Below are 16,023 nucleotides of genomic sequence, written 5' to 3' on the forward strand. Positions count from 1 at the left end.
TAAAGAACCGAGCCTGCCCTGTCAACTGTCCTGTTCGATCCGATCTCCCGGCTTACCCCGCAGCCCTGGTCCGCTCTCCAGGGACTGAGCGCCGTGGTGTCCGAGGCGCTTGCTCGCGTCCTGTCGGGCGACCCCGCCGAGCGCGTCCTCGACCGGACCCTGCGTGCCCACCGCGACCTGTCACGTGAGGGGCGCCAGGCGCTGAAGGAGGCCGTCTTCAACGTGGGCCTCTGGCGCCGTCGCCTGGGGTTCCTCCTGGACTCGCCGGATCCGTCGCCCTCCCAGCTCCTCTTCGCGCTCCTGCATGGGCTCGTGGGCGTTCCCGCTTCGGACGCCGCGTCGTGGGCGGGGCTTCCGGCACCCGTGCCACTGCGCTCCGGAACGCCCCCGTCGCTGGCGCTCAGGGCCTCGCTGCCGGACTGGCTCGCGGACCACTTCGCCCGTGAGTTGGGGCCGGAGGCGGAGGACTTCTGCGCCCACCTCAACGTCCCGGGCCCCATCACGCTCCGGGTGAATCCGGCCCGCATCTCCCGTGAGGACCTGGCCGCGCGCCTGGCCTCCGAGGGCGTTGCGACCCTCCCTGGCTCCTGGAGCCCGCTGGCTCTTCAGGTCGACGGGCCCCGGCCGAACCTCTACGCCCTGCCTTCCCTCCGTGAGGGCCTGTTCGAGGTCCAGGACGAGGGCAGCCAGCTCCTGGGACTCCTCGTGGAGGCCCAGCCCGGGGAGACCGTGCTCGACCTTTGCGCAGGGGCAGGGGGCAAGACGCTCCAACTGGGCGCGGCCATGAAGGACTCCGGCCGGCTGCTTGCCTATGACCCGGATGCGGAACGGTTGGACCGGCTCCAGCAGCGTGCCTCCCGGGCCGGGCTCACCCGCGTGCAGGTGCTCCGGACGCCTCCGTCACCGGGCCTCAACGCCGACCGTGTCCTCGCGGACGCGCCCTGTTCCGAGCTGGGCTCTCTGCGCCGGGGCCCGGATCTCCGCTTCCGGCTCACCCCGGACTCGCTCACCCGGTACATCGCCGTCCAGCGCGACATCCTGGCCCGCGCCGCGGACGTGGTGCGTCCCGGTGGCCGGGTCGTCTACGCGACCTGCACCGTCAACCGCGCGGAGAACCAGGACGTGGTCGCGGACTTCCTCCGCTCCCGCCCTGACTTCCGGGCCGTCACTCCGGGCGCTGGCTGGCTTCCGGACGCGTGCCTCCAGGACGGGTTTCTCTTCGTCACCCCGCACCGGCACGGCACGGATGGGTTCTTCGCGGCGGTGCTCGAACGCAGCACGGTGGGGTAGGGCGGCCAGCGGGCGGACGAGCGCTCCACGGGGCCTCGTTCCTCCGTCCTGCGGTACTCAACGCTTCGGGCCCCAGGCTCCCTGAAACACCATTTCCCCCTCGCACCGGGTGCTATGAAGCGCTGCGTGCGTTGGCTCAAGCCCCTTCCGCTCCGTCCCCGCGACACGGTGCAAGTCGTCGCCCCCGCGGGCCCCTTCGAACAGGCTCCCTTCGAGGCCGGCCTGCGCATCCTCTCCGAGCGCTACTCCCCGGTGGTCCGGCCCGATATCGGCGCCTCGCACCGCTACCTCGCCGGGGATGACGCCCGCCGCCAGGAGGAGCTGTCACACGCGTTCCTCGACCGCGCCTCCCGCGCCATCTTCTGCGCTCGGGGTGGCTATGGCAGCTCTCGCCTGTTGCCGGAGTTGCCCATCGACAAGGCCGGCCCGGTCGCCTTCACCGGCTTCTCCGACCTGACGTCCATTCACTGCGCGCTCCAGGCCCTGCACCGCGTCTCCATCCACGCGCCCGTGCTCACGCAGCTGGGCCGCCAGTCCACCCAGGTCCACGACTACTTCTTCCGCCTGCTCGAATCCGCGGAGGCCCCGCCGCCCCTCAACGGCAACGCCACCTACGTTTCCGGCACCGCCGAGGGCACCCTCGTGGGCGGCAACCTGTCTGTCTTCTCCCGGCTCCTGGGCACTCCGTACATGCCTCCGCTCGACGGCGCCGTGCTCCTCCTGGAGGACGTCACCGAGCGCCCCTACCGCATCGACCGCATGTGGACCCATCTGCGGCTCGCCGGTGTCTTCTCCCGTGTGCGCGGCATCGTCCTGGGTGACTTCACCGCCTGCGAGGAGAAGGACGCGAACTACTCCAGCGCGGACGTGCTCCGTGAGCTGGCGCGCGACGCGAAGCTGCCCTGCGCCGCGGGCTTCCCCATTGGCCATGGCGCCATCAACTACCCCGTGGCCCTGGGCACCCACGTGCGCCTGGACGCGGACGCCGCTCGCCTCACGTTCCTTGAAGGCGCGGTGAGCCTCGGATGAGCCAGCACCCCATCGCCAACCTCCAGGCCGTGCTCGATGACGGCGTGGAGCTGGGCATCTTCCCCTCCGCCCAGGCCGTGGTGCTCCACAAGGGCGTGCAGGTCTTTGGCGGCGTCGCCGGCAAGGTGACGGGCGATACGCGCTTCGACCTCGCGTCCCTCACCAAGGCCCTCTCCACCACCGCGCTCTTCCTGCGCCTGTGGACCGAGGGCAAGGTGGGCCCGGACACGCTCGTGTCCCGCTACTTCCCCGGCTCGCCCGCAGGCGATGCGGGCGTCACCGTCGCGGATCTGCTCTACCACCGCTCCGGTCTGCCCGCCTTCGTCCCGTTCTTCGCGGACGCCCTCAAGGCCCACCCGGAGCTGCTCGACGCCGGCTGCCCTGCCTCCGTCCGCGCGCAGGTCCATGCGGACGTCCTCCACGCCGCCGCCGCCACGCCGCTCGACGCGCCCGTGGGCACGAAGTCCGTGTACAGCGACGTGGGCTTCATCCTCCTGGGCGACATCCTCGCCCGCGCCGGTGGTGCCCCGCTGGACGTGCTCTTCCACCGCCACGTCGCGGAGCCGCTGGAACTGAAGGCCCGCTTCCACCGCCTCTCAGACTTCCCCGCCGACGGCGCCACCGCGCCCACCGGCGCCATGCGCCCGCGCGAACCCGCTCCCGGCCAGGAGTCGCTGTGGAAGGACGTGCCATCGCAGCCGTCCCGCCCCGCGGAGGTGGATGACGACAACGCCTGGGTGCTGGACGGCGTCGCGGGACACGCGGGCCTCTTCGGCACCGCAGTGGACGTGGCCCGCTTCGGACAGGCCGTGCTGGAGGGCGCCGCGGGCACGCACGCCGCGATTGCTCCGGGGCCCTTGTGGCACCGCGCGCTCGCCACCGACCCGCTGGTCGCGGGCAGCACCCGCTCCATGGGCTTCGACTCTCCGTCGAAGGGCCATTCCAGCGCGGGCCGATTCATTGGCGACACGCCTCCGGGCGCGGTGGGCCACCTGGGCTTCACCGGCACCAGCCTCTGGGTGGACCTGAGGCGGTCGCTCGTCGTCGCGCTCATCACCAACCGCGTGGCCCAGGGCCGTCAGGACCTGCGCATCCGCGACTTCCGCCCCGCCTTCCACGAGCTCGTCGTGGAGGCGCTCGACCTTCACGTCCTCCCCTGAGGAAACCGCAGCATGGCTGACGACAACGGCAACGTCCTCGACTCACTCGACCCTCAGTCCGTGCGCCGCATCCACCTGGTGGGCGTGGCCGGCACGGGCATGGGCTCCTTCGCCGGCATGCTCAAGGCCGCCGGCTACGACGTCACCGGCAGCGACGAGAATGTCTACCCGCCCATGAGCGACATGCTCCGCACGTGGGGCATCCCCGCCAGCAGCCCGTACTCGCCCGCCAACCTGGACTCGGCGAAGCCGGACCTGGTCATCATCGGCAACGTCATCCGCCGGGTGAATCCGGAGGCCACCGCCGTGCGAGAGCGGGGCCTCAAGCAGATGTCCTTCCCCGCGGCGCTGGGCTCGCTCTTCCTGGACCGCTCGCACTCCGTCGTCGTCGCCGGCACGCACGGCAAGACGACGACATCTTCGCTGATGGCCCACGTGCTGGTGGCCGCGGGCAAGGACCCCAGCTTCCTCGTGGGCGGCGTCACCCAGAACTACTCGGGCAACTACCGCGTGGGGAAGGGCCCGCACTTCGTCGTCGAAGGCGACGAGTACGACACCGCCTACTGGGACAAGGGCTCCAAGTTCCTCCACTACCGCCCGCGCACCGCCATCGTCACCAGCGTGGAGTTCGACCACGCGGACATCTTCCGCGACCTGCCCCACTACGAGGCCACGTTCGAGAAGTTCGTGCGCCTGGTGCCGAAGGACGGCCAGTTGGTCGTCTGCGCCGCGTACCCCAACGCCGTGCGCATCGCGCGTGAAGGCATTGCGCCCGTCAGCACCTACGTGGCGAAGGAAGGCGCGGACGCGGACTACACGCCGAAGAACCTCGCCTTCGGTCCGGAGGGCGCTCGCTTCAACATCGTGGAGAAGGGCCAGGACCTGGGCACCGTGACGCTGCCGATGTCCGGCGCGCACAACGTGGAGAACGCGCTCGCGGTCATCGCCGCCGCGCGTGGCCTGGGCCTCACCTTCGCTGAAATCCAGCAGGGCCTGTCCACCTTCCAGGGCGTGAAGCGCCGGCAGGAGGTGCGCGCGGAGGTGGACGGCGTGCTCGTGGTGGACGACTTCGCGCACCACCCCACCGCCGTACGCGAGACCATCGCAGCCATCCACCACCGTTACCCGGACCGGCGCCTGTGGGCCATCTTCGAGCCGCGCTCCAACACCAGCCGCCGCAACATCCACCAGGAGGACTACGCGCACGCGTTCCCCGGCGCCACGCGCGCCAGCCTCAAGGTGCCCGAGCGCCACGACAAGGTTCCCGAGGGCGAGGAGCTCAACGTCCCCAAACTCATCGAAGCGCTCAAGGGCCAGGGCATCGCCGCGGACGGCGCCACCGACGTGCAAACGCTGGTGGACCGCGTCGCTTCCGAGGCGAAGTCCGGTGACGTGCTGCTCGTCATGAGCAACGGCGCCTTCGGAGGCTTCATCGACAAGTTGCTCACCGCCCTGAAGTCCCGGGCGGGGAAGGGGACCTGAGCCATGCGCCGTCCATTCCTCCTCTCGCTGGGTGCCCTGGCGTTCGCCCTGGGTTGCTCCGCGGCGCCCACGCCGTTGCCCGCGCTCACGGACCGCACCGGTGACGGGCCGCGCTCCAGCAGCTCCGCACTGGAGTCGTCGAATAAGGCGGGCCAACCGCTGGTCTTCCAGGTGAAGCGCTACCCGGACAACAGCCCGTACGACTTGAAGAGCGACCGCGGGCAGGTCGTCCTCTTGGACGTGTGGGCCACGTGGTGCGAGCCCTGCAAGGACGCGCTGCCCATGTACGCGCAGCTGCAGAAGGAGTACGGCTCGCGCGGCTTCAAGGCCTACGCCCTCAACGTGGACGAGGACGTGCGCGCCATTCCTCCCTTCCTGGAGGAGGCGAAGGTGGAGCTGCCCATCCTCCTGGACGCCAACGCGCTGGTGTCCGAGCGCCTGCTGAAGGTGCGGCTGATGCCCACCACCTTCCTCATTGATCGCAAGGGCGTCATCCGCCACGTGCACGAGGGCTTCGCCGAGGAGTTCCTCCAGAAGTTCCAGACGGAAATCGAGCAGCTGCTCGCCGAGCCCGCCTCCTAGAGCGCACCCGAGGGAAACGCATCCATGGCCCACGAACCGGAAACGCCCGCCGCGCTGCGCCGCACCGCGGAGGAGGGCGCCCGCATGGCCGGACGCATCCTCCGCGAGCGCTTCCCGCAGCACCGCACCATCGAGTTCAAGGGCGGCATCGACCTCGTGACGGACGCGGACCGCGCCTCCGAGGCCGCGCTGCTGGACTTCCTGCGGCAGCGTTACCCTCGCCACGCCATCCTCGCGGAGGAGAGCGGCGCCACGCAGGGCAGCGACACGTTCCGCTGGGTGGTGGATCCGCTGGACGGCACCACCAACTACTCGCACCAGGTGCCGCACTTCTGCGTCAGCGTGGCGGTGGAGGGCCCGGAGGGCACTGTCGCGGGCGCCGTCTACGACCCCATGCGCGACGAGCTCTTCTCCGCCGCGAAGGGGGAGGGCGCCACGCTCAACGGCGTGCCCCTGAAGGCCAGCCCCACGGCCACGCTGGAGCGGGCGCTGCTGTGCACGGGCTTCCCCTACGACGTGCGCGAGCGCCCGGACCTGCCCGTGGGCCTCTTCAGCCAGCTCATCCTCCTGGCGCAGGGCATGCGCCGCACCGGCAGCGCCGCGCTGGACCTGGCGTACGTCGCGGCCGGCCGCTTCGACGGCTACTTCGAGTTCGGCCTCAAGCCCTGGGACATCGCCGCGGGCGGCCTGCTGGTGGCGGAAGCCGGCGGCGTCATCGTGCACATCGACGGGCGGCCCTTCGACGTGCTCAAGGGCGACGTGCTGGCGAGCGGCGCGAACCTGGCGCCCCAGCTCATGACCCAGGCGAAGCGCTTCCTGGATGAAATCGGCTGGACGTCGCGCGACTAGAAGAAGCTCTCCGGCACGAAGACGATGTCGCCGGCCTGGAGCAGGAAGTTGCGCTCGCGGCCCACGCCAATGTCCTCCACGGGCACGCGAATCTTGCGCTCCTGCCCGTCCACCACGCGCGTGACGAGCGTGTTGTTCTTCGCCGCCAGCTTGGTGAAGCCACCGGCCAGCGTAATCGCCTGGATGATGGACACCTCGCCGGTGACGGGGAAGGTGCCGGGCTTCTGCACTTCCCCGAAGACGAAGATCTTCTGCGAGTTGTACTCCCGCACCAGCACGGACACCTGCGGGCGGCGCAGGTAGCGCGCCAGGCAGTCGCGCAGCGCGTCCGCCGCGGCGCTGGCGGTGAGGCCGGACAGCGACACCTTGCCGCACAGCGGATAGTCGATGGTGCCTTCCGGCGACACGCGCCAGGTGCCGGAGTGCTCGGGCTCCTGGAAGACGCGCACCTCCACCACGTCACCGGGGCCCAGGTTGCCGCCAGACGTCGCCGCGGCCTCCGCGGACGATGCGGGCGTGGGCGGAGGGGGCGGCGGGCGCGTGTCCGCGTGACACGCGGACAGCACCGCGAGGAGGACCGGCAGGATGAAGCAGAGCCGCGAGGAACGCATGGGCGCGGAAGGCCTCAGTAGGAGACGGACACCCGCGCGTAGCCTTCGTGGCGGGTGTAGTTGAGGCCAGCGGCGCCCAGCGACGAGGAGCGGGTGCCCAGCATGTAGCCCACCGCGCCCACCAGCCACGGGCGGATTTGATACTCGGGCCCCAGGTCCAGCGTCACCAGCGTGTCGCCGCGGCCGCCCGCGAAGGAGAGGAAGTCCAGCGCGCCCGTGGCGTGCAGCGCGAGCTTGCTGCCCATCACGGTGCGTCCTTCCGCGTAGACGCGGTCGTCGCGGAAGGTGCCGTAGGCGGCCACCGGTTGGAAGGCGCGCAGGTAGCCGCCCTTCACCGTGAGCGACGGGCCCACGAGGTACGTGCCCTCCACCTGGCCCACCACGGTGCCGCCGCCGCCCGAGCCCAGGTTCTGGCTCCAGCCGGCCTTCGCCGTCAGGGTAATGCGCGGGGAGATCAGGCCGGACACGCCCGCCATGGCGTGCAGGATGGCCGCGCTGGGCGTGGTCGTGTCGTTGAAGTAGCCCCGGTACTGCAGGCCCGTGTCCACCACCACCGCCGTCTTGGGCAGGAAGCGCCAGCGGCCTTCCGCGCCCAGGCGCAGGTTGCCGTAGTTGAACTGGCTGGCGGCGAGCGGATCACACGCGGCGTCGGTGCAACCGATGGGCGTCATGCCGCCCAGGGGCTCGAAGAACTCCATCGCGTACGCCAGCGCAGGGGTGACTTCCAGCGCGCCGCCGCCGGGCTTCCACTGCGCCTTCACGCGCGCCTCGTTGAAGAGGCTGAGGATGCCCGCGCCCAGCGCCGCCGTGCGCGTGCGGTCCGAGCGCGTCAGCTCGTCGCCGACCTCAAAAGACAGCTCGCTCTCCTGGTTGAACCGCAGCGCCAGGTCCGCCGCGCCCTCCAGGTGAGACGCCGCGCCCGAGCCCGCCGTGAGCAGGCCCGTGTAGGCCACGTAGTCCAGGTTGCCGCGCAGCGCGACGGCCAGCTTGGGGGACGGCACGTCCAGCATCAGCCCGGGGCGCACGTGCAGCGCCAGCTCTCCGGACAGGTCCGGGGACAGGGGGCCGGTGCCCGCTTCGCGGAAGTAGCCCACGCCGCTGTCCAGCCGCGTCTCCAGCTCCAGCGTCGGGTGCAGCCGCCCGTTGCCCACCTTGAGGCCATTGCCACCCGGAGGCCGCCCGCCCACGAAGGCCTGCGCCGACGCCGTCAGCGGCAGGAGCGCCGCGAGCGCCAGGGCCCCAAGGGCCAGACGGAATGTCCCAGGCTGCTTCATGGTGTCAGACGGGCTCCACGCGGTGAGACGGGGGGCATAGCACGCACGTTCCCGTGCCGGAACAAACGGTCCAGGGCCGGGACCGTGGCAGGTGGGCGGAAGCCAGCCACTCAGTCCACAGGGCTCGCGGGCGGGGGACGGACCACCAGGTCTGGCGGCGGCGGGGGCCGCGTGGGGTCACCACCGGGAAGGTTGTCCGGCTCCTCCACCTCCACGAAGAGGTTCTCGTCGGTGCGGAAGGCGAGCTGGCCGATGCACTCCTCGGCCTCCGAGCGAAGCTGGCCCACCTTCTGCTGGGCGATCATCACCTTGGTGAACTCGTGCTCGCCGGGCGCCGCTTCGCTCTTGCTGACGGCCTCCTGGAGGGCCACGTCCGCCTGCTCGGAGATGCGCAGGAGGCCTTTGATTTGCGTCAGCTTCTCGTTGGCGCAGTTGAGCTTCACCACGTCCTTGGTACGCCGCGCCTCCTCGACCTTCTCGAACACCTGGCGGAGCGACTCCCGCATGCCGCCCAGGGCCTGCGTGCTGCGCTCCAGCTTCTGGCTGTCCGGCACGTCACCGGCCTTGTCCAGCGCGGGCGGAGCGGGGCGCGGCGGCGACGCGGGCGACTGCGCCAGCGCCATCCCGGAGGTGACGAGTCCTCCCACGACGGCGAGCATTCCCAGGGTGCGCATGCGCCTCACGAGTCCTTCCGGCCCTTCCCAAGCTGCGAGAGTCGAGCCTAGGAGTGAGGGGGAGGGGTGTCAACGCAATGCCCCATCGCCCCGGAGTCCGGCTTTTCGGCTCTGGAGTCAGTCCTGGGGGGCCAGGCGGGCGTTGGCCTCGCGCAGGCGGGCGGACAGGCTGCGCGCGATGTTCACGACGATGAAGGTGAAGCCGTCCGCGTGCGCCAGCCGGAAGGTCCGTAAATCCTGCGCGGTGAGCTGGAGCAGCTCCACTTCGCCCAGGGCGCGCACGGTGGCGGAGCGGTGGTCCTTGTCGATGAGGCCCATCTCCCCGAAGAACTCCGGCGGGCCCAGGACGGTGAGGGGCTTCACCTCGTTGCTCGCACCCCGGCGCACCACCTCCACCTGGCCGCGCACGATGACGAAGAGGCTGTCACCCAGGTCGCCCTCTTCGAACACCACCTCGCCGTGCGCGTAGCGGTACAGCCGTGCCAGCTCCGCCAGCCGAGCGAGCTCGGCGGGGGCCAGCATCTCGAAGAGAGGGGATGTGGCGATGACTGCCAGCTTCTCCATGTGCTCCCCGCGGGTCCGGTGACCCCGGAAGGTCCGGACGGTCGAGCCTATTCCCCTGGCGAGAAGATGAACGGGTAGCTGACGGGGACGTCGTCACTCGGTTTGAAAGGGAACGTCCAGGCGCGCATGGTGGTCTTGATGCAGTTGATGACCTCGTCGGAGCGCAGGGTGGATTCCTCCACCTCCACGTTGCTGGCGCGGCCTTGTGGCGTCAGGTCGAAGCGGACCATCACCCTGCCCTTGAGGGTGGGGTCGCGCTTGAGCCCGTTCTCGTAGCAGCGCTGGATGGAGGCCTTCCGGCTCTGGATGAAGCGGGCCAGGTCCTTGGGCTTGACCTCGGAGCTGTCCACTTCCGGCACCGAGTCCACGACCTGGGGCACCTTGACGACCTGCTTCTGGCCGGTGTTCACGGTGCCCGCGCCGGACGTCTGCGTGGCGCCGATGCCCGCCATCTTGCCGCCGGTGTCTCCCTGCGGATTGGCGATGCCGTTGCCGCCGCCAGAGCCCGCCGTGAGCGCGCCACCCGCTGTCGCGCCCGCGAGCGCATCCGCCACGTTGGCGCCGCTGCCGGAGTTCCCGAGCACGTCCGCGATGGCGTCTCCGCCGCCGGGGCCCTTGCCGCCCAGCAGCTTGAGGAGGCCGGTGCCGGCGACCCTTGCCTCGACCTGCTGCCGGCGCTCCGCGCTGTTGGCGGGAGCGGACGGCGAAGCGGGGGTGGGCGTCTTCTTCGGAGCGGTCTTCTCCTCTTCCGGCTTCTTCTCCCCGGTCGCGACCGTCTCCTTGGGCTCCTCCTTCTTGGCGGGCTGGGGCGGAATGATGGCGCGCACGAAGCGGTCTTCCAACTGGTCCAGCTCCACCTCCGCCTCCACCGGCGCGGGCTGGGCGATGATGAGCGCGACGCTCAGCACGTAGAGCACCAGCATCGTCAGCAGGATGCCGAAGAAGACGCGGTCCACCGTGCGCCACGTGCTGGCCTTCAGCTCCGGGGGGAGGGCGGGCTTGGAACCCGGTGCGGGCGCGGGGATGAAGTGGAAGAAGAGCGTGGCGTCCGGCAGGTCCACCTTGCCGCGGGCGCTCTCCTGCAGCGGCAGGTCGAAGGTATCGTCCGCTCGGCGGGTGGCGAGCCCCTGGTCCCGGAGCGCGTCGAAGTCCACGTCCGACGAGCCCAGGTTGATGCGGCCCTGCATGTGCTCATCGATGATGAGGTGGAACTGCTGGCCGCGGTTCTCCAGCACCTTGAAGCGCGGCGGGCGCGCCTCGGACGGGGGCATGACGATGGTGTTGCGGGCGTCATCGCCAATGGTGACGGAGTCGTGGAGCAGGTGGTGCTCTTCGACGATGCGCCCGTCCTGGATGACGCCGACGCGCAGCAACTTGGGGCGGGTTTGAAGGGCCATGGATCTAGAACGGGTCCTGCTGCACGCTCTGGACCACCTTGGGCACGAAGCTCTCCGTGCGGTTCAGGTCGTCGAAGCTCGGCTTGGAGCGGTCGAGGAAATAGAAGGCTTCCGGCTTCTGGATGCGCCCCTCGACCTTGATGGCCTCCAGGCGGATGGCCTTGGCCGGCTTCTTCGCCGCCGGAGCCTGGGGCGCTGGCGTCGCGCCGTTCGCCGCCTTCTTCGTGGACGCGGAGTCCTCCGCCCAGGACGGACCGGAGACGGCGACGAGCAGCAGGAGGAGGGCGGGGCGCATGGCGGAAGGTCGGGCTACTGGACGTCCTTGGACACCTTACCCGAGGCGCCCGGCCGCGTGGCAGGGGGCCCGGGGGGCGAGGCGGGGGTCGGGTTTGCCTCGGGGGCCTTCGCGGCTTCGGCGGCCTTCTTCAGGCCTTCCTTGCGCTCGCGCTCGCGGCGGCGGGTCTCCCGGTCGATGCCCTTCTGCGCGTCCTTGAGGTACTGCGCCGTGCGCTCGTCGGTGCCGCCCTTGGACTTGTACTGCTCCAGGAAGGACGTGGCCTTCTGGAGTCGCTCCAGGGCGTCCATTCCGGCGGGCTCCAGGTCCAGGTGGAGCAGGGCCAGGTTGAAGTACACGTCCTTCGTGTCGGGCTGGAGTTGGAGCACGCGCTCGTACTCCGCCAGGGCGCGGGGGAAGTCCCCTTCGCCGCGGTACGCGTTGCCCAGGTTGAGGTGGGCGGCGGCGAAGTCCGGCGCGGCCTTCACGGCGGCTTCCAGCTCCACGCGGGCGCCGGAGTAGTCCTCGCCCTGGTTGAGCAGGGTGCCCAGGTTGTTGCGCGCCTCGGCGAAGTCCGGCCGGAGCGCGATGGCCTGGCGGAAGCGCTCCAGCGCCAGGGGGCGCTCCTTGAGACCCAGGTGCACCAGGCCCAGGGCGTTGAGGGTGGCCGCGTCCTGCGAGTCGATGGCGAGCGCGTTGCCCAGCACCATGGAGGCCAGCTCGTACTTGCCTTCGCGGGCGTACACCTGCGCGAGCACCTGCATGGCGGGCACGTGCTGCTCGCTGACCTGGAGCGCGCGGCGGGCCTCGGCGACAGCGGCGGGGTGCTTCTTCTGCAGCAGGAGGTTCAGCGCCAGCGCAGTGCGCCGCGCCACTGAGTCCTGCTTCGTCAGCGCCTCGCGCAGCTCCGCCTCCAGCGACGCCGCGCGGCCCGTGCGCGCCGCCAGCCGCACCAGGCAGTCCCACGCGGCCTCCTGGTCCGCGTCCAGCACCAGCGCCTGACGGTAGGAGCGCTCCGCGTCCGGGAAGCGGCCCTGGCGCTCCTGCACGATGCCCAGGTTCGTCCACGCGGGGCCCAGCTTCGGGGACTTCTCCAACAGGGCCTTGAGCGCGGCCTCCGCGATGGTCAGCTCACCGCGCCGGGCGACCTCCACCGCGCTGGTGAAGTCCCGCTCCGGGCCGGCGAGCGACTTCGCGACCGGCGCCGGCTCCTTCGCCTGGGGCTTCGCGTCTCCAGACTTCGCGTCTCCAGACTTCGCTTCGCCGGGCTTCGGGGACGTGCTGATGGCCGTGACGGGCCCGCCTTCCGGCCCGGTGAGCTTCGAGTCCTTGCGCGTCTCCGGACCGGAGGCGCAGGCGGACAGCCAGAGCACGAGCCCGGTGAGCGCGAACTTGCGGCCCGCGTTCATGGCGTGCCCCCTTCCGTCAGCCGGGTCGCCTTGTCCAGGTCGGCGCGCGCGGGCGCGGACGGCGCGGCGAGGCTGCCCAGCAGGCCATCCGGATACACGGCCTCCGACGCGAGCGCGCCCCGGGCCTCCTTGAGGACGGGGTACTCCTTGGGGCGGAAGCGGTTGAGGGACTCCAGCGTGCGGCGCGTCCACTCGTTGGAGACGCGGTTGTTGCGCGCCTCCTTGAGCGTGGCGGCGTAGCTCTCCACTGCGCGGTCCTCCAGCGCCACGGTCCGCTGCGTGAGCATGTCCTGGTACGTCAGCACCGCGTCGTCCCCCAGGCGCTTCACTTCCGGAGGCACCGGCGCGTCCAGCAGCGTGACGGCGAAGCGCTCCAGGGCGTAGCCGCGCCGGTAGAACGACGCCAGCGACCACTCCAGCTGCTTGTACGGCAGCACCTTGGCATACGCGGCGTCCACCGCCTTCACGGCTTCGGTCTTCTTCGTGAAGCTCTTCTCCAGCGCCTTGCCGGATCCGCTGAGCTTCAGCGCGTCGAAGCGCTGGAACTCCAGCTCGGCCAGTTGGAAGCGGCTGTAGGCGGCGGCTTCCGCGGCGCGCAGCTGCGCATCCGGCTTCAGTTTGCGGCGGTCGAAGTCATCCGCTGCGGCGGCGTACGCGCGCTCGGCCTCCTTCGCGTTGCCACGCTTCTTCCAGGCGTCACCCAGGCGGCGCTTGGCGTCCACCACCAGCTCCACCTGATCCGCCTTGCTGGCGAACTTGCGGACGAAGGCCTCCAGCGCATTGATTTCGCCCCGGGTGTCGCCCGACTTCTCCAGGATGCGGGCCGCGCGGTACTGGTTCTCCGGCGCGTTCTTCCCGTGGGGATACAGCTCCACGCAGCGCTGGAAGGCAGCGGCGGCCTCCGCGTAGCGCTGCTGTCCTTCGAGCAGCGACGCCGCGTTGAAGAGCGCGGCCTCACGCTCCTCGGCCTTCGGGTAGTCCTTCACCAGCTTCTGGTAGCTGGTGACGGCCTTGTCGAAGTCATAGGACTTCTGCGCGTTGAGGGCCACGCGGAACAGCGCGGTGTGCGCCCACGGCGACTTCGGATAGTCGCGGTAGATGCGCTCGTAGAGCTTCATCGCGGAGTCGAAGCGGCGCAGTTCCTCATAGGCCACCGCCGCGTTGTTGAGCGCCTTGTCCGCGAACTCGTGGCGGGGGGCCTCCTCCACCAGTTGGAGGTACTTCTTCGCCGCCTCGTCGTAGCGCTTCTGCGAGGCCAGCTGATCCGCCAGGTTGAAGCGGCCGGCGAGCTTGAACTTCATCAGCTCGCGGTACTGCTCACTGGTCGGATCCACCACCTGCGCGTTGCTGGCGAGCCGCGCGCTGACCTCCTCCACGCTCTTCCAGTCCTGGTCGACGAGGAAGGACTCGATGATGAGGTTGGTGGCGTAGCCGGCCACCGGGTTGCGCGGGTACGCCTGCACCACGCGCTCGAAGCGGGGGCGGGCCTGGGCGAAGTCGTCGTGCGTGTAGAACAGCTCCGCGGCCTGGTAGGCGATGCCCGGCGCGGCCTCTTCCTTCGGCAGCAGCGCCACGTACGCGTCGGACGCCTTCACGAGCGCGGCCTCCGTCTCCGCCAGGGCCACGGGCGCGTGCTTGCTGTCCTTGGGGCGCTCGCTGGCACGCAGCGGCTTGCGCTCCGGCACGCGGCCCGCCTTCACGTCCTCGTCCAGCTGCGCCTTCCAGGCGAGCACCGCGTTGTGCGCGGACACGTCGCGGTAGGTGTTGTCCTGGTTGGAGTCGCGGACGGCCGAGTACTCCTTCGCCGCGGCGCCGTACGCGTCCGAGTTGAAGAGGGTCTCGGCGTGGAAGAAGCGCATCGCGTACGCGGTCTTGCTGCGCGGGAAGCGCTCCAGGTACGTGCCGTACGCGCGCGCGGCGGAGGCGTAGGTGCTCTTGGCCTCCGCGGCCTTGCCCTCCTTCTGGAAGGCCTGCGCCTGCTGGTGCTGGTACGCGGCGGCGGAGTAGAGGCTCTGCTCGGCGAGCGTCTGCGCGTGCGACAGCGCGTTCGGGTCGTCCTTGTTCTTCTCGTACCAGGCGCCGCCGGGCAGGTAGCTGTTGGCCAGCTTCTCCGACTCTCGCGCGTACAGGTCCATGCGCCGGTCGCGCTCGTAGGCCTGGACGATGCGCTGCTGCAGGCGAGGCGCGTCCGCGGTGAGCGGGTCGGTGGCCAGCACCTGCTGATACGCGGCGATGGCGTCCTCGTTGCGGAGCTGGTCGAAGTAGACGTTGCCCAGCCGGCGGTACACCTCCGGCTCGTAGGGCCGGCCGCCGCGCTTCGCGAAGAGGTCGCGGGCCTTGGCCACGCCGCCCCATGTCTCGTCCGCCAGCGACAGCGCGATGTACTGGATCGCCTCCGAGCGCAGGTCGCCTTCGTCCGCCTTGCTGCCGGACTGCTGGTGGGACTGGTAGTGGTCCAGGAGCAGCAGGAAGCTGTCCACGGACTCCTCGAACCAGTCCATGCGGTAGTACGTCCAGGCCAGCTTGTAGCGGGCCTTGTCGTAGAACCGGTGCCCCGTGTCGCGCGTGGCGGCGGTGTACGCCTCCGCGGCCTTGCGCAGCGCCTCCGGGTCGGTCTCCTCCTCGAACCAGTACTCGCCGATGCGCGTCCACGCGTCGGTGGCGAAGCGGCTCTTCGGATAGCGCGTGGTGAGCTGCTGGTAGGTGGCGAGGCTCTCCTCGTCCTTGTGCTGCTCGTTGAGGCAGTACGCCAGCAGGTACAGGGAGCCGTCGTTGAGCTTGTAGTCCGGGAAGCGCGCGAGCAGCGAGCGGTACAGGCCGATGGACGGCGTGAAGTCCACGTCCGGCTCCGGCGGCAGGTCCGCCATGGCCTCGTCGGACATCGTGCGCACGCGCTCCGCGTAGTCCTTGCGCGCCAGCTGGTGCTCGTCCGCGGAGCGCTCGTAATACAGCTCCGCCAGCCGGAACATCACGTCCGGCGTGGCGCGAGGCTCGTCCGGGTAGCGACGCAGGAAGTCCTCGAAGCGGCCGATGGCGTCCAGCCGCTGCGTGCGCTCCTGTGACTCCAGCGCGGTGAGCGTCTTCTCGTAGGCGTTGTTGAGCGCCGAGCGCTTCTGCTGGTAGCGCCGCTCGATGAGCTGCTTCACCTCGCGGTGGAAGTCGCGCGACTCCGCCTCGTACGCCTCCAGCGCGCGGCTCACGTCGCGCAGCAGCTTCTCCTGTTCGGGCGTGTGACCCAGGCCGTCCAGGTAGCGCGAGGTGTTGGGCGCGGGCGGTGCCGGAGCCGCTGGCTGGGCCTTCGCGGGGCCTGAGGGTTCGGAAGGCTTGGAGGCCTTCTTCGAGGCCTGGCTGGGCGCCTTGGCCTTCGCGGCGTAAGCGGCCAGCGGCGCGAGGGCCAGGAGGAGGGCGAGGACAGGGCGGCGCATGGC

At 70.5% G+C, this 16,023-nt stretch carries 14 protein-coding genes; 6 read left to right on the forward strand and 8 right to left on the reverse strand.

Annotated features, from left to right (window positions below):
- Window positions 1-96 precede the first annotated feature (96 nt).
- The 6 genes from D7Y04_RS09455 to D7Y04_RS09480 all read left to right on the forward strand — a co-directional run bounded on the left by D7Y04_RS09455 (window position 97) and on the right by D7Y04_RS09480 (window position 6,392).
- Entirely contained in the window at window positions 97-1,290 is a 1,194-nt protein-coding gene (locus D7Y04_RS09455; RefSeq protein WP_370457090.1) for an RsmB/NOP family class I SAM-dependent RNA methyltransferase, read from the forward strand.
- A gap of 114 nt (window positions 1,291-1,404) precedes the next feature.
- The gene (locus D7Y04_RS09460; RefSeq protein WP_121759012.1) at window positions 1,405-2,319 is read left to right on the forward strand and encodes an LD-carboxypeptidase; all 915 of its coding nucleotides are present in this window, start codon (window positions 1,405-1,407) and stop codon (window positions 2,317-2,319) included.
- Window positions 2,316-3,479, forward strand: a complete 1,164-nt coding sequence (locus D7Y04_RS09465; RefSeq protein ID WP_121759013.1) for a serine hydrolase — start codon at window positions 2,316-2,318, stop codon at window positions 3,477-3,479. The genes D7Y04_RS09460 and D7Y04_RS09465 overlap by 4 nt, the downstream gene beginning before the upstream one ends.
- Before the next feature lie 12 nt (window positions 3,480-3,491).
- The gene (mpl, locus tag D7Y04_RS09470) at window positions 3,492-4,961 is read left to right on the forward strand and encodes a UDP-N-acetylmuramate:L-alanyl-gamma-D-glutamyl-meso-diaminopimelate ligase (protein WP_121759014.1); all 1,470 of its coding nucleotides are present in this window, start codon (window positions 3,492-3,494) and stop codon (window positions 4,959-4,961) included.
- A 3-nt stretch (window positions 4,962-4,964) separates the two neighbouring features.
- Window positions 4,965-5,543, forward strand: coding sequence for a TlpA disulfide reductase family protein (locus tag D7Y04_RS09475; RefSeq protein WP_121759015.1), 579 nt, complete (start codon window positions 4,965-4,967; stop codon window positions 5,541-5,543).
- A gap of 24 nt (window positions 5,544-5,567) precedes the next feature.
- Entirely contained in the window at window positions 5,568-6,392 is an 825-nt protein-coding gene (locus D7Y04_RS09480; protein WP_121759016.1) for an inositol monophosphatase family protein, read from the forward strand.
- Here D7Y04_RS09480 and D7Y04_RS09485 read toward each other — a convergent pair.
- The 8 genes from D7Y04_RS09485 to D7Y04_RS09520 all read right to left on the reverse strand — a co-directional run bounded on the left by D7Y04_RS09485 (window position 6,389) and on the right by D7Y04_RS09520 (window position 16,020).
- On the reverse strand, window positions 6,389-7,003 hold the full coding sequence (locus D7Y04_RS09485; protein ID WP_120579484.1) for a polysaccharide biosynthesis/export family protein: 615 nt from the start codon (window positions 7,001-7,003) through the stop codon (window positions 6,389-6,391). The genes D7Y04_RS09480 and D7Y04_RS09485 overlap by 4 nt on opposite strands.
- A gap of 14 nt (window positions 7,004-7,017) precedes the next feature.
- Window positions 7,018-8,277 (reverse strand): hypothetical protein, encoded by a 1,260-nt coding sequence (locus D7Y04_RS09490; protein WP_121759017.1) that lies wholly within the window; start codon window positions 8,275-8,277, stop codon window positions 7,018-7,020.
- A 110-nt stretch (window positions 8,278-8,387) separates the two neighbouring features.
- Complete coding sequence (locus tag D7Y04_RS09495; protein ID WP_014394786.1) at window positions 8,388-8,951, reverse strand: hypothetical protein; 564 nt, start codon at window positions 8,949-8,951, stop codon at window positions 8,388-8,390.
- 117 nt (window positions 8,952-9,068) lie between these two features.
- Window positions 9,069-9,515 carry a cyclic nucleotide-binding domain-containing protein gene (locus tag D7Y04_RS09500; protein WP_121759018.1) on the reverse strand — a complete coding sequence of 149 codons (447 nt, stop codon included), beginning with the start codon at window positions 9,513-9,515 and terminating at the stop codon, window positions 9,069-9,071.
- A gap of 47 nt (window positions 9,516-9,562) precedes the next feature.
- Complete coding sequence (locus D7Y04_RS09505) at window positions 9,563-10,912, reverse strand: AgmX/PglI C-terminal domain-containing protein (RefSeq protein WP_121759019.1); 1,350 nt, start codon at window positions 10,910-10,912, stop codon at window positions 9,563-9,565.
- 4 nt (window positions 10,913-10,916) lie between these two features.
- Complete coding sequence (locus D7Y04_RS09510; RefSeq protein WP_120581646.1) at window positions 10,917-11,207, reverse strand: hypothetical protein; 291 nt, start codon at window positions 11,205-11,207, stop codon at window positions 10,917-10,919.
- Window positions 11,208-11,221: 14 nt separating this feature from the next.
- The gene (locus D7Y04_RS09515; RefSeq protein ID WP_121759020.1) at window positions 11,222-12,595 is read right to left on the reverse strand and encodes a tetratricopeptide repeat protein; all 1,374 of its coding nucleotides are present in this window, start codon (window positions 12,593-12,595) and stop codon (window positions 11,222-11,224) included.
- Window positions 12,592-16,020 carry a tetratricopeptide repeat protein gene (locus tag D7Y04_RS09520; protein WP_121759021.1) on the reverse strand — a complete coding sequence of 1,143 codons (3,429 nt, stop codon included), beginning with the start codon at window positions 16,018-16,020 and terminating at the stop codon, window positions 12,592-12,594. The genes D7Y04_RS09515 and D7Y04_RS09520 overlap by 4 nt, the downstream gene beginning before the upstream one ends.
- Window positions 16,021-16,023: the final 3 nt, after the last annotated feature.

This window comes from Corallococcus sp. AB038B (assembly GCF_003668955.1).
Taxonomy (GTDB): domain Bacteria; phylum Myxococcota; class Myxococcia; order Myxococcales; family Myxococcaceae; genus Corallococcus; species Corallococcus exiguus.